The organism is Kribbella sp. CWNU-51, assembly GCF_054073265.1.
The window spans coordinates 47,891-73,038 of the sequence record NZ_JBSXMZ010000025.1; the positions used below are offsets into that span (position 1 = coordinate 47,891).

Consider the following 25,148-nt stretch of genomic DNA (forward strand, 5'->3'; position numbering starts at 1 on the left):
TGGATGGGAACGCTGGCGGGAAGGGTCGCGCTCGTCACCGGGGCGAGCCGCGGTGTCGGGAAGGGGATCGCTCTCGGGCTCGGCGAGCAGGGAGCGACCGTCTACGTCACCGGCCGGACGGAGACCGGCGGGCCGGCCCCGACGTCGCTGCCCGGCACTGTGCGGGAGACGGCCGAGGAAGTGACGGCTCTGGGCGGTCGCGGGGTGGCGATCACCTGCGACCACCGTGACGACGATCAGACCAGGCGGGCCGTCCAGCAGGTGGTGGCCGAGGCCGGGCGTCTCGACGTACTGGTGAACAACGTCTGGGGTGGCTACGAGTACTTCTGGGACGGCACGGAGTTCTGGCTGGAGGCCGGATTCTGGACCCAGCCGGTCGAGCGCTGGGACTCGGCGTTCCAGGCTGGGGTGCGCGCCCATTACGTGACCACCGTGGCGGCGGCTCCGACGATGGTGGCCCAGGGATCGGGGCTGATCGTCAACGTCTCCTCGGAGGGCGCCGTGAAGACCGACACCGGCGTCGCGTACGGCGCGGCGAAGGCGGCCACCGACCACATGATCGCCTGTATGGCGCACGAACTGCGCGAGCACGGAGTGACCGCGGTGTCGTTGTACCCAGGCCTGGTCCGCACCGAGTCAGTCCTGCGCGCCGCCGAGTACTTCGATCTGTCCGACTCGGAGTCCCCGCTGTTCGTAGGCCGGGCAGTAGCCGCCCTGGCCGCCGATCCCTCAGTCAGCCGCCACACCGGCCAAGTCCTCCGCACGTCCGAACTCTCCCGCGAGTACGCCTTCACCGACGTGGACGACCACTGAAGGCCCGCGCGTTGAAGACGACCGTACGACGCCTGGACCTGACGGGCCGCCTGCTCGAGTGACTACTCCCCCGGACCTCAGGGTCTCCCTGAGACGTACCGCGGACGGCGTAGCGGAAGTGCCGTCGCCTGACCGACGCGGTAGGGGAGGCCGGACGGCGACGCTGTTGCGACATCGATCGCAACAGGGAGACCATCATGAATGCCTTGATCTACAAGGGGAATCGGGTTGCCGACTGGCTCGGGCGGCGCAGCGTCGACATCCTGCGGGTCAGCCTCGGGCTGATCTTTCTCGGGTTCGGCGTGCTCAAGTTCTTTCCCGGGGCCAGCCCGGCGGAGGCGCTGGTGATGCGGACTGTCGACACACTCACCGTCGGAATCATCCACGGGCGGCCGGCGGTCTTGCTGACCGCGGTGATGGAGTGCTTCATCGGGATCACGCTGATCTCCGGCCGTCTGCTGCGGACCGGACTGCTGGTGCTCGGGTTCTCGCTGGTCGGGATCCTGTCGCCGCTGGTGCTGTTCTTCGGCGATCTGTTCCCGGGCACCCCGACGCTGGAGGCGCAGTACGTGCTGAAGGACGTCGTGCTCGCCGCGGCCGGGCTGGTGGTCGCGGTGAAGGCACTGACCGCGATGCCGGTGCGGATTGGAGATGGCCCCGGGCGGGCTTGATGCCTCGGTCCGGGGCCATCCGGCGCCTCTGCCGACTACGACGCGGCGGGGGCGCCGGCCGGTTCCCGCAGGGCGGTGATCAAGTGCTCGGTCAGGCCGCGGGCGCGGGTCATCGCGACGTGGTCGATGTAGTCACGGGACTCGACGATCTGGTCGTCCCGGACCCGCAGCACGATGACGTTCGATGCGGAGAAGGGCTCGCCGGTCGCGATCACCGTGCCGACATAGTCGAACTCGGCCACGATCACCTCGGGATCGGTGGTCCGGTGGATCCGGATGTTCTCCGGCTGGAACCGGATCACCTCGGTCGCCCGCGCACCGGTGCCGCGGAAGTGCTCGCGGAGCGCGTCCCGGGACAGCAGCGGGTGGTCGCCGTAGGGGTTCATCGGATGGCGTACGTCGGTCCGCTCGGCGTACAACTCGGGCAACGCGGCGAGCTTGCGGTCGCCGATGCCGCGGACGAGCTTCAGAAAGACCTCTTCGGGAGTCATCGGATTCCTCACAGGAGTTAAGTGGAGTAGCGACTCCGAATATACGGAGTCACAACTTCGTTTACAACCACCGGGGCACGCGGAGCGTCTCCTAGGCTGAGGGGCGACGAAGGGACCAGGGGTGCGAGCAGACGCGCGGGACAACCGGGCCAGGATCATGACCGCGGCGGACGAGGTGTTCGGGCGCTCGCCCGGTGCGTCCACCGACGACGTGGCCCGGCTGGCCGGTGTCGGGATCGCGACCGTGTTCCGGCACTTCCCGACCAAGACCGAACTGCTCGAGGCGGTCCTCACACTGCGCCTGGAGCGGCTCCGTGACCGCGCCCTGGAGCTGGCTGACAGCGACGACCCGGGTACGGCGTTCTATGCGTTCTTCACCCAGGTCGTGTCGGAGTCCGCGTCGAAGCTGGCGATCGCCGAGGCGCTGGCCGCAGCCGGCACGGCGATCGGCGCGGACACGCAGAAGGCGGGCCAGCGCATGCGGGAGGCGTTCGACGGGCTCCTCACCCGGGCCCAGCAGGCCGGCGCCGTACGGGCGGATGCTCAGTTCCCCGAGACCTACGCGCTGCTGATCGGTGCGTCGCGGGGTACGACCGCGGCCGCGCTCGAGCCGCACGTCCGGGACCGGATGCTGGCGCTGATCTACGACGGCCTGAAGCCGCGTTCGTGAGGCGGCGCCGGCGGACGTGGTCGCGCCGCCGCTACGTCGTGACGGCTCTGGCGCTGATCGTCGTACTGCTGCTGTCGGCGTACCCGATCTCACTCTGGCTGGCGTATGCCGGCGAGCCGTCGACGGAGGCACGGACGCGCAACCACGACGCGTTGTGGCTAGGGCATGCCTGGGTGGACGGGCGGAAGACGACGGCTGATGTGGCTGCGCTGGCGAAGCAGCTGGATGGCACGGGGATCCGGGATCTGTACGTGCACGCAGGCCCGTTGGAGCATGACGGATCGTTGCCGTTGGCAAAGGTTTCACCCAGGGCCCGGTGGTTTGTCGCGGCCATGCGAGCCGCGGCGCCCGACGTCCGCGTGCAGGCATGGCTGGGTGACGTCGTCCAGCCCGCGAAGAGCCCGGGCATGGATCTGGACGATCCGGCCGTCCGGAGCCGAGTGGTCGCCTCGTCGGCCGCCGTACTCGACCAGGGGTTCCAGGGCATCCACTTCGACTTCGAGCCGGTGCACTCCGGGTCGGCCGGCTTCCTCGCCGTACTGGACGAAACACATGCGCTCACGGCTGCGCACGGCGTACCCCTGTCCGTCGCGGCCGCGCAGATCGACCCGCTCTGGCGTTTGAACGTCCTGGGCAAGTGGTGGTCGCAGGACTACTTCGGCGAGGTCGCCCGACGCGTCGAGCAGATCGCCGTCATGTCGTACGACACCGCGATGCCCTTGGAGTCCTTGTACGGCGGCTACGTTGCCAAGCAGACCCAGCTCGCTCTGAAGGTCACTCCCGCGTCGACGGACCTCCTCATGGGCCTACCGGCGTACTGGGAGAGCAACCCATCCCACTGGGGCCGCGCTGAGACTGTGTCGGCCGCAGTCCGAGGAGCCCGCCTCGGACTGGGCACCTCGAACCGTCAGAATTTCGGCCTGGCCCTCTACGTCGACTTCACCGCCACTCCGGCCCACTGGGCGGCGTACCGCGACGGCTGGTGTGTGGCGCCCTAGCGAGAGCGCTCGACGCGGCCCTCGTCCCAGACCGGCTCGTCGGACTCGTAGACGGAGCCGTCGGCGCCGAAGACGAGGTGGCGGTCGAAGCCGCGGGCGAACCAGCGGTCGTGGGTGACCGCCAGGACAGTGCCGTCGAAGGAGTCGAGACCTTCCTCCAGCGCCTCGGCCGACTCGACATCGAGGTTGTCGGTGGGCTCGTCGAGCAGGAGCAGCGTGGCGCCGGACAGCTCGAGCAGGAGGATCTGGAACCGCGCCTGCTGCCCACCGGACAGACTGTCGAAGTTCTGCTCTGCCGCATGGGCCAACTCGTACCGGTCCAGCTTCCGCGACGCCAGCTCGCGGCCCATGCCCTCCCGGTGGTCGTCACCGCGGTGCAGGATCTCCAGCAGCGTGCGGCCGACCAACTCCGGGTGCTCGTGCGTCTGCGCGAACCACCCCGGCCGGACCCGCGCACCAAGCTTGGCGTTGCCTGTGTGCGCGACCGGAGTGATCTGTACGTCGCCTACCGGCTGGTGCTCGACATCCGGATCGGAGCCGCCGTTGGCGAGCAGCCGGAGGAAGTGCGACTTCCCGGAGCCGTTGGACCCGAGTACTGCGACGCGTTCGCCGTACCAGACCTCCAGGTCGAAGGGCTTCATCAGACCCGTCAGCTCCAGGCCGGTGCACACCACCGCACGCTTGCCGGTTCGGCCGCCGCTGAGACGCATGCTGACCTTCTGCTCACGCGGCAGCGCCTGCGGCGGCCCGGCCTCCTCGAACTTGCGCAGACGGGTCTGCGACGCCCGGTAGCGCGACGCCATGTCGGAGTTGTACGCCGCCTTCTGCTTGTACATCAGCATCTGCGCCCGGAGCTTCGCGTGCTCCTCGTCCCAGCGCTTGCGCAGCTCCTCGAACCGCTCGAAGCGATGGCGGCGGGCCTCGTGATACGTCCGGAAGCCGCCGCCGTGCGTCCACGCGGTGTTGCCTGCGGCACCTAATTCGACCGTGACGATCCGGGTGGCGGTGTTGGCCAGCAGCTCGCGGTCGTGGCTGATGTAGAGCACGGTCTTGTCGGTGCTGCGGAGCTGGTCCTCCAGCCACCGCTTCCCTGGTACGTCGAGGTAGTTGTCCGGCTCGTCGAGCATCAGGACCTCGTCCGGGCCGCGCAGCAGGGCCTCCAGGACCAGGCGCTTCTGCTCACCGCCGGACAGTGTCTTCACCTCGCGCCAGCGACAGCGGTCGAACGGTATGCCGAGGGCGGACGTCGTACAGACATCCCAGAGGACCTCCGCGTCATACCCGCCGACCTCGCCCCAGTCCGACACCGCCTGCGCGTACTTGAGCTGGGTCTTCTCGTCGTCGGCCTCCATCATCTTCAGCTCGGCTTTGTCCAGCTTGGCCGCGGCCTGCTGGATCGCCTCCGGCGCGACCCCGAGCAGCAGGTCACGCACGGTCGAGGAGTCTCGCACCGAGCCGACGAACTGACGCATCACGCCCAGGCCGCCGGACCGCGAGATGCTGCCGCTGTGCGGCTTCACGTCGCCCGCGATGATCCTGGTCAGCGTGGTCTTGCCGGACCCGTTCGCCCCGACCAGGGCGACCTTGGCCCCGTCCCCGACCCGGAAGGTGATGTCGTCCAGCAACACCCGCCCGTCCGGCAGCTCGTACCCCACCCCTGCGACATCAACGTGACCCATCCCACCAGTCTGACCGCCCAACCCCCACCATGCGAACCGTTATCGACCCCCTGAGGCGGAAAGATCTGCGTGGTCCTGAGGTGACGGAGGGTGCGAATGCGGACCAACGCTCAGTACGAGATGGTCGAGGCAGAGCTCCAGCGACAACTGGACCGCCTGTACGGCGCGGATCCGGCGACCGTTGCGGCCGCGACGGATCGGTTGCGGGAGCTGGCGGCGCAGGTCGGGGACGAGCTCTGGCGGCAGCGTGCGATGCAACGGGCCGAGCAACTGCCCGATCTGCTTGCCGGTCCGCCGGAAACGACCGGCAGGGCGTATCACGAAGCTCAACGCCTGTACGCAGAGGCGGTCAACTCAACGGCGCCCGCCGAGGAGCGGATCGCCGAGCTCGAACGGATCATGCGGCGGATCGCCGAGCTGTCCGAGAAGGCACCGACAGCGGAGGTGGGTGCGGTGCTGCACCTGAACAGCTCGCTCCGGCGCCTGCACACGTCGCTGCGGCAGACAGACGGATGACGGACGGTCGCACCCACGATGTGCCGCTCGGCACACTCGGTCCGGAGATCCTGCCCGGCACATGGGAGCACGGGTGGGTGGCCGGCGTGGTACGCGCGGTCGAGCGGCGTACCGGAGTACCTTCCCGCTGGAACGGGCGGCTGTACGAGGAGCCGAACAGTCTTTTCCTCGCCACCGCACACGAGGACGGCGCGATGAGCGTCAGTCGTGCGCTGATCCTCGAGCCCGCGCAGTGGGCGCACACCGCGGACCGGCCGCTGACATACGACGAGAACGCCGCGGCCCGCCGGGCGGTGGTGACTGTGGCACATGAGGCGAAGCACCTGGCGAACGACCTCGGCGACGACAGCGTTCCAGGGGCGGTCAAGCGCGGATCGAACGCGGATCGGGCCCTGGAGGAGGGACTCGTCGACACCTGGTCGCACCGCAACGGCGACGCGGTCATCATGGACGTCGGGATGGACCAGGTCGCACCAGGCGTACTCAAGGTGCGGTTCGCGGCGAGCTATCCCGGGTTCATGAAGGCCACGGACGGTGTGCTGCACGGGCTGTCCGAGTGCACCGGACTGCCTCCCGACGAGATTCGCGCGGCTGTCGACCGCACCGAACGGCCGCAGCGCTACAACGCCATGGCCGACCTGGTGCTCAGGCATCGCCTAGGTGAGCTGGTGCCGGCCGCGCACCGCGTCCAGCTCCAGTACCGGCTGGGCGCGCCACTCGAGCGACAGCTCGGTGGGATGACCGACCTGGAGTACTCCGGCGCCTTCGACGCGGCAACACTGGCCGGCATCGGTGCTCAGACGGCGCAGCAGGCGGTCGACGAGCTCGGCGTCCAGATCGGCGCGATCGAGGCGCACTACCGGACCTGGCACGAGCAGAACCCGGGTGCCGTGGCCGAGCCGCCCCGGATGCGAATGTCGCGGGGTGAGCTGATCCGGATCCGTCAGGAGGCTGCCAGGGCGCAGAGCGCGACCGAACCCGAGCCATCGACAGGTGGCGAGATGTCGACGGGTGACGGCCGAGCAGGTGGCGGTGCTGGGGCGGGTGGCGGCACTGCGGCCGGCGGGGCCGCGGCGTCCGGAGCCGAGGCCGCGGCACCGGTCGATTCAGAGCTCATGGATCTGCAGCGCTTCCTCGGCTCGCACACCTCGGCCGTCCGGCCGGTCGTCCCAGCGGTGTCCGCGGATCAGCTCCCGGACAACGTGCGAAGGCTCGACGCTCGCCGCGGTCCGGGCCGCGGCGAGTGAGCTACCAGCCCTTCAATGCACTCAGGTAGGTTCCAGCCGGTGGGCGGACCGAGCCCGTCATGAAGAGTTTGAGAGGCGCGGCGTACAGGCCGTAGGTGTGGGTGCCGGTGAAGAAACCAGCCGAGTCGCAGCCGTCGTACTGGACCCAGATCTCGCGGATTCCGGCCGCGGTGTCGAAGCGCAGCACGATCGCCTCGGACGGCTGTGCGGTCTGCGGCGCGCACTTGAACACCGGCAGCGACGGGTTCCGTTCCGGCAGCACCTTGATCGCATCGACCACCTGCTGCGCGACCTCAGAGCTGAATCGCTCCTGGCCGAGCAGCGCCGTGGACCCCGGAGTGAGCTGGTAGCGGCACGCCTGCAGCCCGGTCACCGGTGTGTTCAGGTCCAGCCCCGTCCCAGCCGGTACGGCGTTGGGCCCGTCGGCCTGGAGAATCGGATGATCCGGAGGACAACTCACCGCGGCCTTCGGCGGCGCCATGCCCTCGGTCGACTTGTCCGGGACGGACGCCTTGCTCTGCCCACTGCTGTCACTGGCGGTCGACGCGACCGGGGACTCGCCGCTCGCCAGGTTCCACACTCCGCCGATGGCCGCGGCCACCACGACGGCCGCCGCGGCGATGGTCAGGTTCTGACGCCGCTTGCGCACTCGCCGGCGCGCCTCTCGCGCCAGTCCGTCGTCCCGCAGTCCGGTCTGGGCGTCGGCCTGGCTCTGGAACGCCGAGGCGATCTTGGGGCCGAGCTCTTGCTCAGGGTCGTGCTCAGGCATCCTCGGCTCCTTCCTTGCTCAGCGTGGTCTTCAGTGCGGCCAAAGCTCTGTGGACATGTGATCGGGCGGTCGCCTCCGCACAGTGCAGCAGCACACCGATCTCGGCGTACGAGAGCTCCTCGTAGAAGCGCAGTACGACGGCTGCCCGCTGCTTGTCCGGCAGCGTCGCGCACAGCGCCCAGACCGCGTCCGACTCAGCCCGGGCGGCAGCACCGTCCGGGGCGGCCGGTGCGCTCCGGACCGGGTCCGGCGCCGGTGCCTCGCGGCGGCGGAACCGGCGCCACCAGGAGATGTGTGCGTTCACCACCATCCGCTTCACGTACGCCTCGGGGTCGTCGGCCCGGCTCACCCGGCTCCAGCGCGCACAGGCCGTCGTCAGGGCATCCTGAACGGCGTCCTCGGCCAGGTTTCCGTCCCCGGTGAGGACATAGGCGAACCGCAGCAGTGCATCTGCCTTCTCGGTCACCCACTGCTCGAAGTCGAGCGCGTCGGTCCGTGCCTCTGCTGCCGCCAAGGCTGCCTCCATACCCTCAGGACGGCGATGGACCCGGGTTCGTTGCACACAGGACCCGGAACCCCTTCGCGCTGCCGATCCGCCGGCACGGGTAGCCCTGCTCGGTCAGCCAGCGCTGCAGCGAGTCGCCGCCGAGGTTCTTGCCGACGACGAACCATGCCACGCCGCCGGGGGCAAGCCGGGCCAGCCAGTGCAGCAGCATCTTGTGCAGCTCGGCCTTGCCGATGTGGATCGCCGGGTTCGACCAGATCTGGTCGAAGAGCACGTCAGCGGGTACGTCGTCCGGCAGCGCCGGGTGCACGCGGTCACTCACGCCGGCCTTACCCGCGTTCTCCCCGGTCAGCTCCAGGGCCCGAGTGTTCACGTCCACTGCCCAGACCACGGCCTCGGGCGCTTCGACGGCCAGTGCACACGCGATGGGGCCGTATCCGGTCCCCAGGTCGAGGAACGTGCCCGAGCCGGTCGGCGGATCCACCTCGCGCAGCAACACCGCCGTACCGATGTCCAACCGGTCTCTGGAGAACACTCCGGTCGCGGTGGTGAACGTGTACTCGCGTCCCCAGATCCGGGCCTCGACAGTGCGGCGTACGTCCGCGGAACCGGGCTCCGCCGAGAAGTAGTGGTCAGCCACGCTGGTGTACCTCTCCCCTGACCTGACGGGCCTGCAATGCCTGCGCGGCCAGCTCGTCATCGGCCGGGTACCGCACTTCTTCCAGTGTGAGGCCGTGCGCGGGCAGCACCGACACAGCTGAGTCCCGGAGCTTGCCGGCCAGTACGGCGGCCGGCCAGTCGACGTCACGTCGTCCGTCACCCACAGGGATCATCGAACCCACCAGGGCCCGGACCATCGAGTGACAGAAGGCATCCGCGATCACTGTGCCCTCCAGCAGCCCGGGAGCCGTCCGGAGCCACGAGAACTCCAACAGGGCCCGCACTGTGCTGGCACCTTCCCGCTTCTTGCAGAACGCGGCGAAGTCGTGCTCTCCGAGCAGACCGGCCGCGGCTGCGTTCATCCGATCCACATCCAGAGGGCGGCCCACTCGCAGTACGTGCCCACGGGTCAGCGGGTCCCAGCCGGCCGGATCGTCGCAGAGGCGGTAGACGTAGCGGCGGGCCAGAGCGGAGAAGCGGGCGTCAAAGCCCTCTGGAGCGGCCGTGACAGCCGTGACAGCCACATCCTCGGGCAGGACGCCGTTCAGGCTTCTCAGGAGCCTCAGCGGCTCTACGGCGCCTTCGACGTCCACATGGGTGACCTGACCGCGAGCGTGTACGCCGGTGTCCGTGCGGCCGGCGCAGGTCACCACAGGAGTCGCCGGCAGCCGCAATACGACGCGGAGGGTCTCCTCCAGCACACCCTGCACGGTTCGGAGGCCCTCCTGACGGGCCCAGCCGTGAAAGGCCGTTCCGTCGTATCTCAGGTCTATCCGCCAACGCCCAATACCGTCGAACACAGTGCAATCTAACGCAAACAGCGCCCCCCCACCGTGCGGTGAGGGGCACTGTCAACAGCTGCTGTTACTTGTCCTCGGTCTTGGCGTCCTCGACGACGTCCTGGACGTCCTCGGTCGCGACGACGTCCTCGACCTTCTCGTCCTGAACGTCCTGGACCTTCTCGTCCTCGACGTCGTCGGACTTGTCCTCGGCGACCGCCGGCTTCTCGGCGGCCTTCTTGGCCGGAGCCTTCTTCGCGGCGGTCTTCTTCGCCTTCGGCGAGTCGGCCAGTGCCTCGACCAGCTCGATCTTCACCATCGGCGCGTTGTCACCCTTGCGTGGGCCGAGCTTGGTGATCCGGGTGTAGCCGCCCGGACGGTCGGCGTACCGCTCGCCGATGTCGGTGAAGAGCACGTGCACGACGCTCTTGTCCTTGATCCGCTTCATCACCTGGCGGCGCGAGTTCAGGTCACCACGCTTCGCCTTGGTGATCATCGACTCCGCCAGCGGCTGCAGGCGCTTGGCCTTGGCCGCGGTGGTGGTGATGGCGCCGTGCTCGAACAGCGACGTCGCGAGGTTGCTGAGGATCAGCTTCTCGTGCGCCGGGCTGCCGCCCAGCCGGGCACCCTTGGTGGGGGTAGGCATCTCTTACTCCAGAAGGATTCAGGCCGATGGTGGCCCGGGGTGGGTGTCAGTACTGCTCGGTCTCGGCGAAGCTCTCGTCCTCGTCCTCGGCCTCGGTGCCGTAGGCCTCGGCGGCCGCACGCAGGTCGAAGCCAGGAGGCGAGTCCTTCAGCGACAGGCCCATCTCGGCCAGCTTCAGCTTGACCTCGTCGATCGACTTGGAGCCGAAGTTGCGGATGTCCAGCAGGTCCTGCTCGCTGCGCGAGATCAGCTCACCCACGGTGTGGATGCCCTCACGCTTGAGGCAGTTGTAGGAGCGGACGGTCAGCTGCAGGTCCTCGACCGGCAGGGCCAGGTCGGCGGCCATCTGCTCGTCCACCGGCGACGGGCCGATGTCGATGCCCTCGGCCTCGACGTTCAGCTCGCGGGCCAGGCCGAACAGCTCGACCAGCGTCTTACCGGCCGACGCGACGGCGTCGCGGGGCAGCATCGACGGCTTGGTCTCGACGTCGACCACGAGGCGGTCGAAGTCGGTGCGCTGCTCGACACGGGTCGCCTCGACCTTGTAGGTGACCTTGAGGACCGGCGAGTAGATCGAGTCGACCGGCATCCGGCCGATCTCGGCGTCGGCGGACTTGTTCTGGATCGCCGACACGTAACCGCGGCCCCGCTCGACGACCAGCTCCATCTCGAGCCGGCCCTTCTCGTTCAGGGTGGCGATCTTCAGGTCCGGGTTGTGCACCTCGACACCGGCCGGCGGCGCGATGTCGGCGGCGGTGACGTCACCGGGGCCCTGCTTGCGCAGGTACATGGTGACCGGCTCGTCGTGCTCGGAGGAGACGACCAGGTCCTTCAGGTTCAGGATCAGCTGGGTGGCGTCTTCCTTGACCCCGGCAACCGTCGAGAACTCGTGCAGCACGCCGTCGACCTTGATGCTGGTCACGGCGGCGCCCGGGATGGACGACAGCAGGGTACGGCGGATGGAGTTGCCGAGGGTGTAGCCGAAGCCCGGCTCGAGCGGCTCGATCACGAACCGCGAGCGGTGCTCGCCGACGACCTCTTCGGTCAGGGTGGGGCGCTGCGCAATAAGCACTTCGTTCTTCTTTCTGGTTCCGCGACGACCACTATTTGAGGTCGCGAAGATCCGAAGGACCGGCCGTTTCCGGCCGGTGACCACAGGCCACCGGCCGGAGCAGGATCAGTTCTTCGAGTAGAGCTCGACGATCAGGTGCTCGGCGACCTGGGTGTCGATCTGCTGCCGGGTCGGCAGCTGGTGGACGAGGATGCGAAGCCGCTCGGGCATCACCTCGAGCCAGGCCGGGACGACGCGCTCGGAGTGCGTCTCCCGGGCGATGATGAACGGGGTCGTCTCGACCGACTTCGCCTTGACATCGATGATGTCGTGGGCGGCCACCCGGTACGACGGGATGTTCACCTTGACGCCGTTCACGGTGAAGTGACCGTGGACGACGAGCTGACGGGCCTGCCGACGGGTCCGGGCCAGGCCGCTGCGGTACACCACATTGTCCAGCCTGGACTCCAGGATGATCAGCAGGTTGTCACCGGTCTTGCCGGAGCGCCGCGAGGCCTCCTCGTAGTACCGGCGGAACTGCTTCTCCAGGACGCCGTACGAGAAGCGGGCCTTCTGCTTCTCACGGAGCTGGAGCAGGTACTCGCTCTCCTTCGGGCGGCCGCGGCCGTGCATACCCGGCGGGTACGGACGGCGCTCGAACGCCTTGTCGCCACCGACGAGGTCGACCCCGAGACGGCGCGACTTCTTGGTCATCGGTCCGGTGTAACGGGCCATGGTTCGCTACCTTCCTCTCTCTGGGGTCAGACCCGGCGCCGCTTCGGCGGGCGGCATCCGTTGTGTGCGGTCGGGGTGACGTCCTGGATGGTGCCGACCTCGAGGCCGACGGCACCCAGCGAACGGATCGCGGTCTCGCGGCCGGAGCCGGGACCCTTCACGAACACGTCGATCTTGCGCATGCCGTGCTCCATCGCCCGGCGCCCAGCGGCCTCGGCGGCCATCTGCGCGGCGAACGGGGTGGACTTGCGCGAACCCTTGAAGCCGACGGTTCCCGCGGAAGCCCACGAGATGACCGCGCCGGTCGGGTCGGTGATCGTCACGATCGTGTTGTTGAACGTGCTCTTGATGTGCGCGTGGCCGGCGGCCACGTTCTTCTTCTCCTTGCGGCGCACCTTCTTCGCGCCGGCCGCTGTGCGGCTCTTGGGAGGCATAAGTCAGTTGCTCCTGGAAAGGTCGAGGCTGGTCATCCGGGTCACTTCTTCTTCTTGCCGGCGATCGCCTTGCGACGACCCTTACGGCTGCGGGCGTTGGTCCGCGTGCGCTGACCACGCACCGGCAGGCCGCTGCGGTGCCGGCGACCCTGGTACGACCCGATCTCGATCTTGCGGCGGATGTCCGCGGTCACCTCACGACGGAGGTCACCTTCGATCTTGTAGTTGCCTTCGATGAAGTCCCGGAGCTTGACCAGTTCTTCGTCGCCCAGTTCGTGGACGCGCTTGTCACCGGAGATTCCGGTGGCTTCGAGCGTCTTCAGGGCGCGAGTACGACCTACACCGAAGATGTAGGTGAGAGCGACCTCGATGCGCTTGTCGCGCGGCAGGTCGACCCCTACGAGGCGTGCCATGTGGCGGTGTTCCTTTCGTCGGCAGAGGTGTGGTGGCGCGCCGCGTCCCCGCCCGCCTCGGTGAATTGCTCACCGGCAGGGCCCCGGCCTCTGTTCCGGGGGCGACGCCCAGCAGCGGTACATCCTGCTGCTGGACGAGCGTGCGCGCTGTGTGATGCGAAAGTGCTGTGTACTGCTCGAAAAGGCTTGGTCAGCCCTGCCGCTGCTTGTGCCGCGGGTTCTCGCAGATCACCATGACCCGGCCGTGACGGCGGATCACCTTGCACTTGTCGCAGATCTTCTTGACGCTCGGATTGACCTTCATCGAGCTACTTTCTTCGACAGGTGTTGGTGGTGGTCCTACTTGTACCGATAGACGATGCGACCCCGGGTGAGGTCGTACGGCGACAGCTCCACGACGACCCGGTCCTCGGGGAGGATCCGGATGTAGTGCTGCCTCATCTTGCCGCTGATGTGCGCGAGCACCTTGTGCCCATTGGACAGCTCAACACGGAACATCGCGTTCGGCAGGGCCTCCACGATGGTGCCCTCGAGTTCGATGACTCCCTCTTTTTTGGGCATGTCCTCGCACTTCTGTAGACGACGTACTGAAAAGGTGGGTACTACCGGCTCAGACCCAGGCTCGAATGCCCTCCTGACACGAGGTCAGGCAGCCGCGGGCACAACGAGACAGAGGCTACAAAGAGCCAAGGAACGAGTGTACGCCACTCCCCCACGCGAAACCCAATCGAGACTCCGTACGGCGCCTTGGCAGCGCAACCGTGGTCACTGAGAGTGCGTAGCGGCCCACTGTTCGCCTTCGCGCCAGAGTTGTTCGGGCATCAGGTCGAGCAGGTCGCAGGCCGCGTCCAGCTGGGCCAAGGCGGTGGTGGCGTCGCGGTACGCCGGGAGGATCGCGACGAAGCGGCGTCCCTCGCAGCTGAAGCCGAAGGCCGGCACCTGGGCCAGGGCCTCGGCTGCGCCTGGATGCAGGACCGCTCGGGCGTGGTCCTCGCGGCCGTTGAACAGGCAGTAGCGCCCGGGCAGCCCGTCAATGGTCAGTTTGAGCGGCAGCAGGCTCGCGGCCGCGACCGGAGCCAGCGACGCCGGCAGCACCTGCAGCGGTGGAAGCGGCCGGTCCACCTGCAGATCGAGGAAGTCGAAACCGAGCTCGCGACGTCCGACCTTGTGCTGGAACCGACCGGTCCAGAACTCACGCCCGCGGTGCCGGCCGGTGGTCACCTCCGTCACCTCGGCGGACGGGTCGGTGGAGAACGGCGGGAACGGCCAGTGCTCCTGCAACCCCGGCTCAGTGGCCTTCATCCGCCAACCCATCTGGGCGGCCGCGTCGGCCCATGACTTCCGCAGCCGGCCATCGGCGATCCGCATCGACACCGTGAACAGGATCAGTACCAGGAACCAGCCCAGCATCATCCAGCCGACCCAGCGCGGCTCCAGCAGCAGACCCACAACCACCAGCGGGATCGCCACGGCGAACCAGATCAGGTACACGAGAGCCGAGCCCCGCCGTAGCTGCCACGCCAGATCTGGGCGCAGACGCGGACCCGCGGGGCGACGGGTGACCGGGGCCGCTGTCAACGGCGCCTGCCGAGGCCACCCAGGGCGAAGATCGCCCACGGGATCAGCAGCCAGACCGGCCAGAAGTGCGGCCAGTGACCGCCGTTGCCGAGACCGATCACGAACCAGATCACCACGTTGATCATGACGACGCCGGTGAAACCGCCACCCAGCGCGGCGATCCCGTGCCGACCACTGTGCCTCTTGCGCTCCGGGAAGTCGCCCGGCTCGGGCGCCGGCTTGCTGTCCTGCACCACCGCGGGCGTCTGGTACGTCCGCACCGGCGGCAGGTCCCGCACCAGCGGCTCCAGCTCGCCGTACGTCTGGACGGCGTACAACTGGTCGAGGCGGGAGGAGAACTCGGGCTGATCCAGCCGGCCGTCCGCGAACGCGTCCCGCAGCCGCCCGGCGATCTTGTCCCGGTCGGCTTCGGTGAACCGCTGGTGCGGCTGGTACTGAGGCATGTCTCAAGTGTGCCTCAGCTGCGGTTCGCCTGCGTCCCCCGACGGGTGGACCCCCACTGTCCGTCGATCAGCTAGCGCACCGTCAGTCGGTCAGCGCGCCGCACTTGACGCCGAGCTCGGCCAGCTTCGCCTCGCCGCCGTCGAGCGCGGTCAGCACCCAGGGACCCTGCGGAGTGAGAGTGAACGTGTGCTCGGTGTGCGCGGCGGCCAGACCGTCGTCGGTGACGACCGTCCAGTCGTCCTCGAGCGTGTGGTTGTCCTGCTTGCCGAGCGTGAGCATCGGCTCGACGGCCAGCGCCATCCCCTCGACCAGCTTGGGGCCGCGGCCCGGGCGGCCGAAGTTCGGCACGTTCGGCGGCTGGTGCATCGCCGAGCCGATCCCGTGCCCGACGAAGTCCTCGACGATCCCGTACGACGAGGTCGCCCGGACGTGGGCCTCGACAGCGTGGGAGATGTCGGTGAGCCGGCCGCCGAGCTTCGCGGCGGCGAACCCACGCCACATCGACTCCTCGCAGATCCGGGCCAGCTCGAGCAGCTCGGCACCGACCTCGCCCACCGGCACCGTGATCGCCGCGTCGCCGTGCCAGCCGTCGACGATCGCGCCGCAGTCGATCGAGATCAGGTCGCCGTCGGCCAGCACCCGGCCACCGGGGATGCCGTGCACGATCTCGTCATTCACCGACGCACAGATCGAGCCGGTGAAGCCGTGGTAGCCCTTGAACGACGGGACCGCGCCGGAGGACCGGATGTGGTCCTCGGCGATCGCGTCCAGTTCGCCGGTGCTGATACCGGCCCGGACCTCGCCGCGCAGCAGCTCCAGCGTGCGGCCGACGACGAGGCCGGCCGCCCGCATCGAAAGGATCTGTTCACGGGTCTTGATCTCGATCCCGCGGTCTCTGAACATCACAGCCCGCGCTTACTCCGTGATCGTCTTCAGGGCGGCGAGCACGCGCTCGCTCACCTCGTCGATCTCGCCGACTCCGTCCACCTCGACCAGCAGGCCGCGCTGGGCGTACACCCGCAGCAGCGGCTTGGTCTCGGCGGTGTAGACGTCCTGCCGGTGCCGGACGACCTCTTCGGAGTCGTCCGACCGGCCGTCGGTCTGGGACCGCTTCAGCATCCGGCCGACCAGCACGTCGATGTCGGCGACCAGCGCCACCACCGCGTCCAGCTTGTGGCCGTGGTCGGCCAGGATGTCGTCCAGCGTGCCGACCTGGGCCAGCGTCCGCGGGTAGCCGTCGAGCAGGAAACCCTCGCCCGCGTCGGCCTCGGACAACCGGTCCCGCACCATTGCGTTGGTGACCTCGTCCGGGACGTAGTCACCGGCGTCCATGTAGCGCTTCGCTTCGAGCCCGAGCGGCGTCTCGTCCTTGACGTTCGCACGGAAGATGTCACCGGTGGACACGGCCGGGATATTCAGGCGTTCCGCAAGCACCTTTGCCTGCGTGCCCTTGCCCGCCCCGGGCGGACCCATCAGCAACATTCTCATCAGCGCAGGAACCCTTCGTAGTTACGCTGCTGCAGCTGAGACTCGATCTGCTTCACCGTGTCCAGTCCGACGCCGACCATGATCAGGATCGACGTACCACCGAACGGGAAGTTCTGATTCGCGTTCAGCAGGACCAGCGCCACGAGCGGAATCATCGAGATGGCCGCGAGGTAGAGCGCGCCCGGCAGCGTGATGCGGGACAGTACATAGCCCAGGTACTCCTCGGTCGGCCGTCCCGCCCGGATCCCGGGGATGAAGCCGCCGTACTTCTTCATGTTGTCTGCAACTTCCTTCGGATTGAAGGTAATCGAGACGTAGAAATACGTGAAGAAGATGATCAGGGCGACGTACGTCACCATGTAGATCGGGTGGTCACCCTTGACCAGGTTGCCCTGAATCCAGTTCGCCCAGGGCTTGCCTTGCTGGAACTGACTGAGCAGCACCGGTAGATAGAGCAGGCTCGAGGCGAAGATGACCGGGATGACACCGGCCTGGTTGACCTTCAGCGGGATGTACGTCGAGGTGCCGCCGAACATCTTGCGGCCGACCATCCGCTTGGCGTACTGGACCGGGATCCGGCGCTGCGCCTGTTCGATGAAGATGACCGCGGCCATGATCACCAAGCCGATGACGATCACCACCAGGAAGGTGGCGATGCCCTTCTGCTTGCGGATGTTCCACAGCTGGGTCGGGAAGGTGGCGACGATCTGGGTGAAGATCAGGATCGACATGCCGTTGCCGACGCCGCGGTCGGTGATCAGCTCGCCCAGCCACATGATCACGCCGGTGCCGGCGGTCATGGTGAGCACGATCACGCTGATCGTGAACCAGTCGTCCTTGTACAGCAGCGGCTCGTTGCAGCCCTGGAACAGCCGGCCCGGCGTCCGGGCCAGCGCCACGAACGCGGTCGACTGCAGGATCGCCAGCCCGACGGTGAGGAACCGGGTGTACTGGGTGATTTTGGCCTGTCCCGCCTGGCCTTCCTTCTTCAGCGACTCCAGCCGCGGGATCACCACGGTGAGTAGCTGCAGGATGATGCTGGCGGTGATGTACGGCATGATGCCGAGCGCGAAGATCGCGAGCTGCAGCAGCGCGCCGCCGGAGAACAGGTTGATCAGGTTGTACAGGTTCGCGTTCGCACCACCCTGGGACACCTTGATACAGGTGTGCAGGGACTGGACGTTCACGCCGGGGGCCGGCACGACCGAGCCGAGCCGGAAGATCACGACAATGAAGAGCACGAACAAGATCTTCCGGCGCAGGTCCGGAGTCTTGAACGCGTTGGCAAAGGCGCCTAACACCCTGTCCTCCCACATGTTTCCTCTGCCCCGGGCAGGGCAGGGGCCTAGCAAGCAGCTGGGCAAGAGACGAACCAGGGCTCGTCCGACCGGCGCAGGATATCAAGCGCCGTACCGGTCGAGCCCTGGACCTCGTCACACCTCGGTGATGGTCCCCCCGGCCGCCTGGATCTTGTCCTGGGCGGACTTGGAGAACTTGTGCACCGAAACCTGCAGTGCCACGGTCAGTTCGCCGTCACCCAGCACCTTCACCGGCTGACCACGACGGACCGCACCCTTGGCGACCAGTTCGGCTACGCCGACCTCGCCACCTTCGGGGAACAGTTGTCCGAGCTTGTCCAGGTTAACGACCTGGAACTCCACCCGGTTCCTGCTCTTGAAGCCCTTCAGCTTCGGGAGCCGCATGTGCAGCGGCATCTGGCCACCCTCGAAGTACTCGGGGATGTTGTTGCGCGCCTTGCTGCCCTTGGTACCGCGGCCGGCCGTCTTGCCCTTGCTGCCCTCACCACGACCCACGCGGGTCTTGGCGGTCTTGGCACCGGGCGCCGGACGCAGGTGATGAACCTTCAGCGCCATGTCAGTCGACCTCCTCGACGGTGATGAGGTGGCGAACCGCACGCACCATGCCGCGGACCTCGGGCTTGTCCTCGTGGACGGCGGTGTCGCCGATCCGCTTGACGCCCAGGGTGCGCAGCGTGTCGCGCTGGTTCTGCTTGCCACCGATGCCGGAACGGGTCTGGGTCACCTTCAGGCGTGCCATCAGGAGGCCACCTCCGCCCGCGCCTTCAGCAGTGCCGCCGGGGCGACCTGCTCGACCGTCAGGCCACGGCGCGCGGCCACGGCCTCCGGGGTCTCCAGGCTGCGCAGCGCCGCCACCGTGGCGTGCACCACGTTGATGGCGTTGGACGAACCCAGCGACTTGCTGAGGATGTCGTGGATCCCGGCGCACTCCAGTACGGCGCGCGCCGAGCCACCCGCGATCACACCGGTACCGGGAGCGGCCGGACGCAGCATGACAACGCCTGCGGCCTTCTCGCCCTGGACCGGGTGCGGGATGGTGCCCTGGATCCGCGGCACCTTGAAGAACGCCTTCTTGGCCTCCTCGACACCCTTGGCGATCGCCGCGGGCACCTCCTTGGCCTTGCCGTAACCCACACCGACGGTGCCTTCACCGTCGCCGACGACCACGAGGGCGGTGAAGCTGAAGCGACGACCACCCTTCACGACCTTGGCGACACGGTTGATGGCTACCACGCGCTCGATGTAGGCGGTCTTGTCAGCTGCCTGACCGCGACCACCGTCGCGACCACGGCGCTCACCACCGGCGCCGCCTCCGCGACGCTGCTGGCCTCCGCTCATTTCGAACTACCTTCTTCCCTTTGTGTCGCCATGTCAGAAGCCGAGCCCGCCCTCGCGGGCGGCGTCGGCCAGGGCCGCGATGCGGCCGTGGTACTTGTTCCCGGCCCGGTCGAAGACGACCGAGTCGATGCCGGCGGCCTTGGCCCGGTCGGCGATCAGGCCGCCCACCGTCTTGGCCTTGTCGGTCTTGTTCGCCTCCGCGCCACGCAGGTCGGCCTCCATGGTGGAGGCAGACGCCAGCGTCTTGCCGGCCACGTCGTCGATGACCTGAACGAACAGGTGCCGCGACGACTTGGTGACCACCAGCCGCGGCCGGTCGGCCGTGCCGTTGATCTTCTTCCGGACCCGGATCTGGCGACGCAGCCGCGACGCCGTCTTCTTGGCGGAGTGCTTGTGCGGACGCAGTCCGATCGCCATGGTTACTTACCAGCCTTTCCGACCTTGCGGCGCACCTGCTCGCCGGCGTACCGCACACCCTTGCCCTTGTACGGCTCGGGCTTGCGCAGCTTGCGGATGTTGGCGGCGACCTCGCCGACCGACTGCTTGTCGATGCCCTGCACCGAGAAGCGGGTCGGCGCCTCGACCACGAAGGTGATGCCCTCCGGGGCGTCGACCGTGATCGTGTGGCTGTACCCGAGCGAGAACTCCAGCTGGGTCGGTCCCTTGGACAGGACGCGGTACCCGACGCCGACGATCTCGAGCTTCTTCTCGTAGCCGTCCGTCACGCCGGTCACCAGGTTGGCGATCAGAGTGCGGGACAGGCCGTGCAGTTCCTTGCTCTTGCGCTGGTCGTCGGGGCGGGACACCGCGATGGTGCCGTCCTCGTCCCGGTTGACCGCGATGGGCTCAGCCACGACGTGCGAGAGCTGACCCTTGGGACCCTTCACGGTGACCGTCTGGCCGTCGATCGTGACGTCGACGCCGGACGGGACCGAGATCGGGAGCTTACCGATGCGAGACATGAGAGTGGTCCTCCTTCCGGTTCTTCGTCACCAGACGTAGGCGAGGACTTCCCCGCCGACGCCCTTGTTCTTGGCCTGACGGTCGGTCAGCAGTCCCTGGGACGTCGAGATGATCGCGACACCCAGTCCACCGAGGACCTTGGGCAGGTTGGTCGACTTCGCGTAGACCCGCAGGCCCGGCTTGCTGATCCGGCGAACACCCGCGATGGAGCGCTCCCGGCTCGGGCCGAACTTGAGGTCGACGACCAGGGTCTTGCCGACGGCGCCCTCCTTGGGCTCCTCGACCTTGTAGGAGGAGATGTAACCCTCCTGCTGGAGAATGTCGGCGATGCCCTGCTTGATCTTGCTGTACGGCATCGTGGTCGACTCGTGGTACGCCTGGTTGGCGTTCCGCAGACGCGTCAACATGTCTGCGATCGGGTCGGTCATCGTCATGGCCTGGGGCCTCTTTCCCGCCGTGGTTTCGCCGGCCGGCGACCTACGGTGACTAGATGGTGAGTAGGGAGAAGTTCGGAGGTGGAGACGGTCACCAGCTGGACTTGGTCACGCCGGGCAGCTCGCCCCGGTGCGCCATCTCCCGCAGGCAGATCCGGCACAGGCCGAACTTGCGGAAGACCGCCTTCGGCCGGCCGCAGCGCTGGCAGCGGGTGTAACCGCGCACCGCGAACTTCGGCTTCCGGGCCTGCTTGACCTTGAGTGCTGTCTTCGCCACGTCAGTTCTCCTTGAACGGGAAACCGAGCTGCCGCAGCAGGGCCCGGCCCTCGTCGTCGTTCTTCGCGGTGGTCACCACGGTGATGTCCATGCCCCGGACCCGGTCGATGCGGTCCTGGTTGATCTCGTGGAACATCACCTGCTCGGTCAGACCGAAGGTGTAGTTCCCAGTGCCGTCGAACTGCTTCGGGGACAGGCCGCGGAAGTCGCGGATCCGGGGCAGCGCGAGCGCCAGCAGCCGGTCCAGGAACTCCCACATCCGGTCGCCGCGCAGCGTCACGTGGGCGCCGATCGGCATCCCCTCGCGCAGCTTGAACTGCGCGATCGACTTGCGGGCCTTGGTCACCTGCGGCTTCTGCCCGGTGATCGCGGCCAGGTCCTTGACCGCGCCCTCGATCAGCTTCGAGTCGCGCGCCGCCTCGCCGACGCCCATGTTCACCACGATCTTGGTGAGGCCGGGCACCTGCATGACGTTGTCGAACTGGAACTGCTCCTGCAGCTTGCCGACGATCTCCTCGCGGTACTTCGTCTTCAGCCGCGGCTGGATCCTGCTTGTCACAGTCTCGCTGGCAGTCGCACTCATCAGATCTCCTCGCCGGTACGCCGCGCGATCCGGACGCTCCGGAAACCGGTGTACGTCGAGCCGTCGGGGCGCCGCTTCTGCACCTCGACGCGGTTGTAGCCGACGCGGGTGGTCACCTTCTGCTTCTTGCCGTCCTTGTCGACCTCGACCAGAAGCATCACGTTCGAGACGTGGATCGGGGCTTCCTGGGTGACGATGCCACCGGTGGTGCCGCCGCGCTGGGCCTGCTGCACCTTGGTGTGCTTCTTGACCCGGTTCACGCCCTCGACGATGACCTTCTCGGCGTCGGGCAGGACCTGGATGATCTTGCCCTCGAGGCCCTTGGACTTACCGGCGATCACGCGGACCTGATCGCCCTTCTTCACGTGCAGTTTCCTCTGCGCCATCTCAGAGCACCTCCGGGGCGAGCGAGATGATCTTCATGAAGCGCTTCTCCCGCAGCTCCCGGCCGACCGGCCCGAAGATACGGGTGCCCCGGGGCTCGCCGTCGGCCCTCAGGATCACCGCGGCGTTCTCGTCGAAGCGGATGTAGGAGCCGTCCGGACGCCGGCGCTCCTTCACGGTCCGCACGACGACCGCCTTGACGACGTCACCCTTCTTCACACCACCGCCGGGGATCGCGTCCTTGACGGTGGCGACGATCGTGTCACCGACACCGGCGTAGCGCCGACCGGAGCCACCGAGAACGCGGATGCACAAGATCTCCTTGGCACCCGTGTTGTCGGCGACCTTCAGTCGCGACTCCTGCTGGATCATCTGTTGATCTCCTGGTTGTCTCGCTGGTTCTCACAAGTTGTGAGCCTTGCGGAACGAATGATTTCGATTGGTTGCCGGTCTGGGACCGGAACTACTACTTGGCCTTCTCGAGGATCTCGACGACGCGCCAGCGCTTGGTCGCCGACAGCGGCCGGGTCTCCATCAGGAGGACGCGGTCGCCGATGCCGGCGGCGTTCTGCTCGTCGTGCGCCTTCAGCTTGCTGGTGCGCCGGATGACCTTGCCGTAGAGCTTGTGCTTGACCCGGTCCTCGACCTCGACGGTGACGGTCTTGTCCATCTTGTCGCTCAGCACCAGGCCCTCTTTGGTCTTCCGGCGGCCGCGCGTCTCGGTGGTGGTCGTGCTCACGGTCTCGTCCTTCGCGTTCTCGGTCATGCCTTCGCCTCGGCCTTCTCGCTGTCGTCCGCCTCGTCGGTGCCGGCCTCGGCCTCGGCGTCAGCCTCGACCGGTGCGTCGACCTCGTCGGTGATGCCGAGCGCCCGCTCGGTCAGCACCGTGTAGATGCGGGCGATGTCCTTGCGGACGGCGCGCAGCCGGCCGTGGGACTCCAGCTGACCCGTAGCAGCCTGGAACCGGAGGTTGAACAGCTCCTCCTTGGCTTCACCGAGCTTCGACATCAGCTCGTCCTTACCGAGATTCCGCAGTTCGGCGGCGGTCACGGTGGTAGCCATCAGTTCTCACCTGCCTCTCGGGAGATGAAGCGGCACTTCATCGGCAACTTGTGGATCGCGCGGCGCATGGCCTCGCGAGCGATGTCCTCCGGCACGCCGGACAGCTCGAACAGCACGCGGCCGGCCTTCACGTTGGCGATCCACCACTCCGGCGAACCCTTACCGGAACCCATCCGGGTCTCGGCCGGCTTCTTGGTCAGCGGGCGGTCCGGGTAGATGTTGATCCACACCTTGCCGCCACGCTTGATGTGCCGGGTCATCGCGATACGAGCGGCCTCGATCTGCCGGTTGGTGACGTAGTGGCTCTCCAGCGCCTGGATGCCGAAGTCACCGAACGCCAGCGTGGTACCGCCCTTGGCCGCGCCGGAGCGCTTCGGGTGGTGCTGCTTGCGGTGCTTGACCTTGCGGGGGATGAGCACGGTTCAGCTCTCCGTTCCGGTCGTCTCGGCCGGCTTCTCGGCCGCCGGAGCGGCCTCGGCCTTCGGAGCCTCGTTCCGGGCGCCGCCGTCGCGACGGTCGTCACGACGACCGCCACGGTCACCACCGCGACCACCACGGTCGCCGCGGTCGCCACCGTCACGGCGGGCCGGACGGCCACGCTGCTGGGTTGCGGCGCGGGCAGCGGCCTGCGCCTCGCGCTCGGCGCGGGTGCCGGCGACGTCGCCCTTGTAGATCCAGACCTTCACGCCGATCCGGCCGAAGGTCGTGCGGGCCTCGTAGAAGCCGTAGTCGATGTCCGCGCGGAGCGTGTGCAGCGGCACCCGGCCCTCGCGGTAGAACTCGGAACGCGACATCTCCGCGCCACCGAGCCGGCCGGAGCACTGGATCCGGATGCCCAGGGCGCCGCCACGCATGGTGGTCTGCATCGCCTTGCGCATCGCGCGGCGGAACGCCACGCGGCCGGACAGCTGCTCGGCCACGCCCTGCGCGACCAGCTGGGCGTCGACCTCGGCGTTCTTCACCTCGAGGATGTTCAGCTGCACCTGCTTGCCGGTGAGCTCCTCCAGGCTGCCCCGGATCCGGTCCGCCTCGGCGCCACGGCGACCGATGACGATGCCCGGACGGGCGGTGTGGATGTCGACCCGGACCCGGTCACGGGTGCGCTCGATCTCCACGCGGGAGATGCCGGCGCGCTCCATGCCCTTGCTCAGCAGGCGGCGGATCTTGACGTCCTCGCCCACATAGTCCTTGTACAGCTTGTCGGCGTACCAGCGGCTCTTGTGGTCGGTGCTGATGCCGAGACGGAACCCGTGCGGGTTTACCTTCTGTCCCACAGTCAGGACTCCTTCTTCTCAGCGGTGGCCTTCTTGGCGGCCGACTTCTTGGCGGTCGCCTTCTTGGCCGGCTTCTCGGCGGCCTCGGCCTGGTCGGCCGCGGCCTTCTTCGCCGGCGCCTTCTTGGCCGTGTCCGCCTTCTTGGCGGACTTCTTCGCCGGAGCCGGGTTCTTCTCGACCGGCTCGTCCTCGACCCGCGGCGCGACCACGACGGTGATGTGGCTGGTCCGCTTGTCGATCCGGGTGGCCCGGCCCTGGGCACGCGGGCGGTGACGCTTCAGCGTCGGACCCTCGTCCACCAGGACCTTCGCCACGACCAGGTCGGCCCGGCTCAGGTGCTCGGTGCCCTCGGCGTTCGCCGCGGCGCTGTCGACGACCTTGTACACGGTCGCGGCAGCGGCCTGCGGGGCGAACTTCAGAGTGGCGAGTGCGTCGTCGACGCCCAGACCGCGCACCAGGTCGCCCACGCGGCGCGCCTTCATCGGCGTCACGCGGACGAAGCGCGCGACCGCGAAGGCCCCGGGCTCGTCGCCCAGCAGGCTCTCGCGACGGGCACTGACGGCCCTACGCTCTTGAACGCTCATGATGTTCGAATCTCTCCGTAGGTTGCTATCGCTTCGTCACTGACACGCGGTCAGCGACGCCGTGACTTCCGGTCGTCCTTCTCGTGACCCTTGAACGTCCGGGTCGGGGCGAACTCGCCGAGCTTGTGCCCGACCATCGCGTCCGTCACGAACACCGGCACGTGCTTGCGGCCGTCGTGCACCGCAATCGTGTGGCCGATCATGTCCGGCACGATCATCGATCGGCGGGACCAGGTCTTGATGACGTTCTTGGTGCCCTTCTCGTTCTGCACCTCCACCTTCTTGGCCAGGTGGTGGTCGACGAACGGGCCCTTCTTGAGGCTGCGTGGCATTCTGGCCGGCT

Annotated in this window: 40 protein-coding genes; 6 read left to right on the forward strand and 34 right to left on the reverse strand. The window is 67.9% G+C overall.

Annotated elements, in window-relative coordinates:
* Positions 1–3 precede the first annotated feature (3 nt).
* Both ACXC9Q_RS26730 and ACXC9Q_RS26735 read left to right on the forward strand, forming a co-directional pair.
* Entirely contained in the window at positions 4–813 is an 810-nt protein-coding gene (locus tag ACXC9Q_RS26730) for an SDR family NAD(P)-dependent oxidoreductase (RefSeq protein WP_457059397.1), read from the forward strand.
* A gap of 197 nt (positions 814–1,010) precedes the next feature.
* Positions 1,011–1,484 carry a DoxX family membrane protein gene (locus ACXC9Q_RS26735; protein WP_457059398.1) on the forward strand — a complete coding sequence of 158 codons (474 nt, stop codon included), beginning with the start codon at positions 1,011–1,013 and terminating at the stop codon, positions 1,482–1,484.
* A 35-nt stretch (positions 1,485–1,519) separates the two neighbouring features.
* On the opposite strand, the gene ACXC9Q_RS26740 is transcribed toward ACXC9Q_RS26735, so the two are convergent.
* Positions 1,520–1,975, reverse strand: coding sequence for a nuclear transport factor 2 family protein (locus ACXC9Q_RS26740; protein ID WP_457059399.1), 456 nt, complete (start codon positions 1,973–1,975; stop codon positions 1,520–1,522).
* 121 nt (positions 1,976–2,096) lie between these two features.
* On the opposite strand from ACXC9Q_RS26740, the gene ACXC9Q_RS26745 reads away from it, so the two are divergent.
* Together ACXC9Q_RS26745 and ACXC9Q_RS26750 are read left to right on the forward strand one after the other, a co-directional pair.
* Positions 2,097–2,645: a TetR/AcrR family transcriptional regulator gene (locus tag ACXC9Q_RS26745; protein WP_457059400.1), complete on the forward strand. Its 549-nt coding sequence runs from the start codon at positions 2,097–2,099 to the stop codon at positions 2,643–2,645.
* On the forward strand, positions 2,642–3,643 hold the full coding sequence (locus ACXC9Q_RS26750; protein WP_457059401.1) for a hypothetical protein: 1,002 nt from the start codon (positions 2,642–2,644) through the stop codon (positions 3,641–3,643). Before ACXC9Q_RS26745 ends, ACXC9Q_RS26750 begins: the two co-directional genes overlap by 4 nt.
* Here the strand turns inward: ACXC9Q_RS26750 and ACXC9Q_RS26755 are convergent.
* Positions 3,640–5,322: an ABC-F family ATP-binding cassette domain-containing protein gene (locus tag ACXC9Q_RS26755; protein WP_457059402.1), complete on the reverse strand. Its 1,683-nt coding sequence runs from the start codon at positions 5,320–5,322 to the stop codon at positions 3,640–3,642. The genes ACXC9Q_RS26750 and ACXC9Q_RS26755 overlap by 4 nt on opposite strands.
* Positions 5,323–5,418: 96 nt before the next feature.
* On the opposite strand from ACXC9Q_RS26755, the gene ACXC9Q_RS26760 reads away from it, so the two are divergent.
* The gene (locus ACXC9Q_RS26760) at positions 5,419–5,838 is read left to right on the forward strand and encodes a hypothetical protein (RefSeq protein WP_457059403.1); all 420 of its coding nucleotides are present in this window, start codon (positions 5,419–5,421) and stop codon (positions 5,836–5,838) included.
* Complete coding sequence (locus tag ACXC9Q_RS26765; protein ID WP_457059404.1) at positions 5,835–7,085, forward strand: hypothetical protein; 1,251 nt, start codon at positions 5,835–5,837, stop codon at positions 7,083–7,085. Before ACXC9Q_RS26760 ends, ACXC9Q_RS26765 begins: the two co-directional genes overlap by 4 nt.
* 1 nt (position 7,086) lies before the next feature.
* Here ACXC9Q_RS26765 and ACXC9Q_RS26770 read toward each other — a convergent pair whose 3' ends face one another.
* From ACXC9Q_RS26770 to rpsS, 32 genes are all read right to left on the reverse strand, one after another.
* The gene (locus ACXC9Q_RS26770; RefSeq protein ID WP_457059405.1) at positions 7,087–7,854 is read right to left on the reverse strand and encodes a hypothetical protein; all 768 of its coding nucleotides are present in this window, start codon (positions 7,852–7,854) and stop codon (positions 7,087–7,089) included.
* The gene (locus ACXC9Q_RS26775) at positions 7,847–8,368 is read right to left on the reverse strand and encodes an RNA polymerase sigma factor (protein WP_457059406.1); all 522 of its coding nucleotides are present in this window, start codon (positions 8,366–8,368) and stop codon (positions 7,847–7,849) included. The genes ACXC9Q_RS26770 and ACXC9Q_RS26775 overlap by 8 nt, the downstream gene beginning before the upstream one ends.
* Before the next feature lie 16 nt (positions 8,369–8,384).
* On the reverse strand, positions 8,385–8,999 hold the full coding sequence (locus tag ACXC9Q_RS26780; RefSeq protein WP_457059407.1) for a class I SAM-dependent methyltransferase: 615 nt from the start codon (positions 8,997–8,999) through the stop codon (positions 8,385–8,387).
* Positions 8,992–9,807 carry a tRNA pseudouridine(38-40) synthase TruA gene (gene truA, locus ACXC9Q_RS26785; RefSeq protein WP_457059460.1) on the reverse strand — a complete coding sequence of 272 codons (816 nt, stop codon included), beginning with the start codon at positions 9,805–9,807 and terminating at the stop codon, positions 8,992–8,994. The genes ACXC9Q_RS26780 and truA overlap by 8 nt, the downstream gene beginning before the upstream one ends.
* Before the next feature lie 76 nt (positions 9,808–9,883).
* Positions 9,884–10,444, reverse strand: coding sequence for a 50S ribosomal protein L17 (gene rplQ, locus ACXC9Q_RS26790; protein WP_457059408.1), 561 nt, complete (start codon positions 10,442–10,444; stop codon positions 9,884–9,886).
* Positions 10,445–10,490: 46 nt separating this feature from the next.
* Positions 10,491–11,516, reverse strand: coding sequence for a DNA-directed RNA polymerase subunit alpha (locus ACXC9Q_RS26795; RefSeq protein ID WP_131360975.1), 1,026 nt, complete (start codon positions 11,514–11,516; stop codon positions 10,491–10,493).
* 105 nt (positions 11,517–11,621) lie between these two features.
* Positions 11,622–12,230: a 30S ribosomal protein S4 gene (rpsD, locus tag ACXC9Q_RS26800; protein ID WP_328526131.1), complete on the reverse strand. Its 609-nt coding sequence runs from the start codon at positions 12,228–12,230 to the stop codon at positions 11,622–11,624.
* A gap of 26 nt (positions 12,231–12,256) precedes the next feature.
* Complete coding sequence (gene rpsK, locus ACXC9Q_RS26805; protein WP_012923659.1) at positions 12,257–12,664, reverse strand: 30S ribosomal protein S11; 408 nt, start codon at positions 12,662–12,664, stop codon at positions 12,257–12,259.
* A 41-nt stretch (positions 12,665–12,705) separates the two neighbouring features.
* The gene (rpsM, locus tag ACXC9Q_RS26810; protein WP_020388083.1) at positions 12,706–13,077 is read right to left on the reverse strand and encodes a 30S ribosomal protein S13; all 372 of its coding nucleotides are present in this window, start codon (positions 13,075–13,077) and stop codon (positions 12,706–12,708) included.
* 190 nt (positions 13,078–13,267) lie between these two features.
* Positions 13,268–13,381, reverse strand: a complete 114-nt coding sequence (gene rpmJ / locus ACXC9Q_RS26815) for a 50S ribosomal protein L36 (protein ID WP_008361054.1) — start codon at positions 13,379–13,381, stop codon at positions 13,268–13,270.
* Positions 13,382–13,416: 35 nt separating this feature from the next.
* Positions 13,417–13,638 (reverse strand): translation initiation factor IF-1, encoded by a 222-nt coding sequence (infA, locus tag ACXC9Q_RS26820; RefSeq protein WP_012923661.1) that lies wholly within the window; start codon positions 13,636–13,638, stop codon positions 13,417–13,419.
* Between the two features lie 204 nt (positions 13,639–13,842).
* Positions 13,843–14,655, reverse strand: a complete 813-nt coding sequence (locus ACXC9Q_RS26825) for a hypothetical protein (protein WP_457059409.1) — start codon at positions 14,653–14,655, stop codon at positions 13,843–13,845.
* Entirely contained in the window at positions 14,652–15,098 is a 447-nt protein-coding gene (locus ACXC9Q_RS26830) for a DUF1707 SHOCT-like domain-containing protein (protein WP_457059410.1), read from the reverse strand. Before ACXC9Q_RS26830 ends, ACXC9Q_RS26825 begins: the two co-directional genes overlap by 4 nt.
* Before the next feature lie 82 nt (positions 15,099–15,180).
* Complete coding sequence (gene map / locus ACXC9Q_RS26835) at positions 15,181–16,002, reverse strand: type I methionyl aminopeptidase (RefSeq protein ID WP_457059461.1); 822 nt, start codon at positions 16,000–16,002, stop codon at positions 15,181–15,183.
* 12 nt (positions 16,003–16,014) lie between these two features.
* On the reverse strand, positions 16,015–16,587 hold the full coding sequence (locus ACXC9Q_RS26840) for an adenylate kinase (RefSeq protein ID WP_457059411.1): 573 nt from the start codon (positions 16,585–16,587) through the stop codon (positions 16,015–16,017).
* A complete protein-coding gene (gene secY / locus ACXC9Q_RS26845; RefSeq protein ID WP_457059412.1) occupies positions 16,587–17,888 on the reverse strand; it encodes a preprotein translocase subunit SecY in 1,302 nt (433 codons plus the stop codon). The genes ACXC9Q_RS26840 and secY overlap by 1 nt, the downstream gene beginning before the upstream one ends.
* Before the next feature lie 132 nt (positions 17,889–18,020).
* On the reverse strand, positions 18,021–18,461 hold the full coding sequence (gene rplO, locus ACXC9Q_RS26850; protein ID WP_328526126.1) for a 50S ribosomal protein L15: 441 nt from the start codon (positions 18,459–18,461) through the stop codon (positions 18,021–18,023).
* A 1-nt stretch (position 18,462) separates the two neighbouring features.
* Positions 18,463–18,645, reverse strand: a complete 183-nt coding sequence (rpmD, locus tag ACXC9Q_RS26855) for a 50S ribosomal protein L30 (protein WP_020388092.1) — start codon at positions 18,643–18,645, stop codon at positions 18,463–18,465.
* The gene (rpsE, locus tag ACXC9Q_RS26860) at positions 18,645–19,244 is read right to left on the reverse strand and encodes a 30S ribosomal protein S5 (RefSeq protein ID WP_457059413.1); all 600 of its coding nucleotides are present in this window, start codon (positions 19,242–19,244) and stop codon (positions 18,645–18,647) included. Before rpsE ends, rpmD begins: the two co-directional genes overlap by 1 nt.
* Positions 19,245–19,277: 33 nt before the next feature.
* Complete coding sequence (gene rplR / locus ACXC9Q_RS26865) at positions 19,278–19,661, reverse strand: 50S ribosomal protein L18 (protein WP_131360993.1); 384 nt, start codon at positions 19,659–19,661, stop codon at positions 19,278–19,280.
* 2 nt (positions 19,662–19,663) lie between these two features.
* The gene (gene rplF / locus ACXC9Q_RS26870) at positions 19,664–20,206 is read right to left on the reverse strand and encodes a 50S ribosomal protein L6 (protein ID WP_328526124.1); all 543 of its coding nucleotides are present in this window, start codon (positions 20,204–20,206) and stop codon (positions 19,664–19,666) included.
* Positions 20,207–20,233: 27 nt separating this feature from the next.
* Positions 20,234–20,641, reverse strand: a complete 408-nt coding sequence (gene rpsH, locus ACXC9Q_RS26875; protein ID WP_328526123.1) for a 30S ribosomal protein S8 — start codon at positions 20,639–20,641, stop codon at positions 20,234–20,236.
* Between the two features lie 91 nt (positions 20,642–20,732).
* Positions 20,733–20,918 (reverse strand): type Z 30S ribosomal protein S14, encoded by a 186-nt coding sequence (locus tag ACXC9Q_RS26880; protein WP_012923674.1) that lies wholly within the window; start codon positions 20,916–20,918, stop codon positions 20,733–20,735.
* Position 20,919: 1 nt separating this feature from the next.
* On the reverse strand, positions 20,920–21,501 hold the full coding sequence (gene rplE / locus ACXC9Q_RS26885; RefSeq protein ID WP_457059414.1) for a 50S ribosomal protein L5: 582 nt from the start codon (positions 21,499–21,501) through the stop codon (positions 20,920–20,922).
* Positions 21,501–21,887 carry a 50S ribosomal protein L24 gene (rplX, locus tag ACXC9Q_RS26890; RefSeq protein ID WP_328526121.1) on the reverse strand — a complete coding sequence of 129 codons (387 nt, stop codon included), beginning with the start codon at positions 21,885–21,887 and terminating at the stop codon, positions 21,501–21,503. Before rplX ends, rplE begins: the two co-directional genes overlap by 1 nt.
* 1 nt (position 21,888) lies before the next feature.
* A complete protein-coding gene (gene rplN, locus ACXC9Q_RS26895; protein WP_457059415.1) occupies positions 21,889–22,257 on the reverse strand; it encodes a 50S ribosomal protein L14 in 369 nt (122 codons plus the stop codon).
* Positions 22,258–22,351: 94 nt separating this feature from the next.
* Positions 22,352–22,624 carry a 30S ribosomal protein S17 gene (rpsQ, locus tag ACXC9Q_RS26900; protein WP_442914521.1) on the reverse strand — a complete coding sequence of 91 codons (273 nt, stop codon included), beginning with the start codon at positions 22,622–22,624 and terminating at the stop codon, positions 22,352–22,354.
* A 23-nt stretch (positions 22,625–22,647) separates the two neighbouring features.
* Positions 22,648–22,947: a 50S ribosomal protein L29 gene (rpmC, locus tag ACXC9Q_RS26905; protein WP_457059416.1), complete on the reverse strand. Its 300-nt coding sequence runs from the start codon at positions 22,945–22,947 to the stop codon at positions 22,648–22,650.
* Positions 22,947–23,366: a 50S ribosomal protein L16 gene (gene rplP, locus ACXC9Q_RS26910; protein ID WP_328526118.1), complete on the reverse strand. Its 420-nt coding sequence runs from the start codon at positions 23,364–23,366 to the stop codon at positions 22,947–22,949. Before rplP ends, rpmC begins: the two co-directional genes overlap by 1 nt.
* 3 nt (positions 23,367–23,369) lie before the next feature.
* Positions 23,370–24,221, reverse strand: coding sequence for a 30S ribosomal protein S3 (rpsC, locus tag ACXC9Q_RS26915; RefSeq protein ID WP_328526117.1), 852 nt, complete (start codon positions 24,219–24,221; stop codon positions 23,370–23,372).
* Positions 24,222–24,223: 2 nt separating this feature from the next.
* Entirely contained in the window at positions 24,224–24,805 is a 582-nt protein-coding gene (gene rplV / locus ACXC9Q_RS26920; protein ID WP_405069308.1) for a 50S ribosomal protein L22, read from the reverse strand.
* Positions 24,806–24,855: 50 nt separating this feature from the next.
* Positions 24,856–25,137: a 30S ribosomal protein S19 gene (gene rpsS, locus ACXC9Q_RS26925; protein WP_130441496.1), complete on the reverse strand. Its 282-nt coding sequence runs from the start codon at positions 25,135–25,137 to the stop codon at positions 24,856–24,858.
* Between the last annotated feature and the right edge of the window lie 11 nt (positions 25,138–25,148).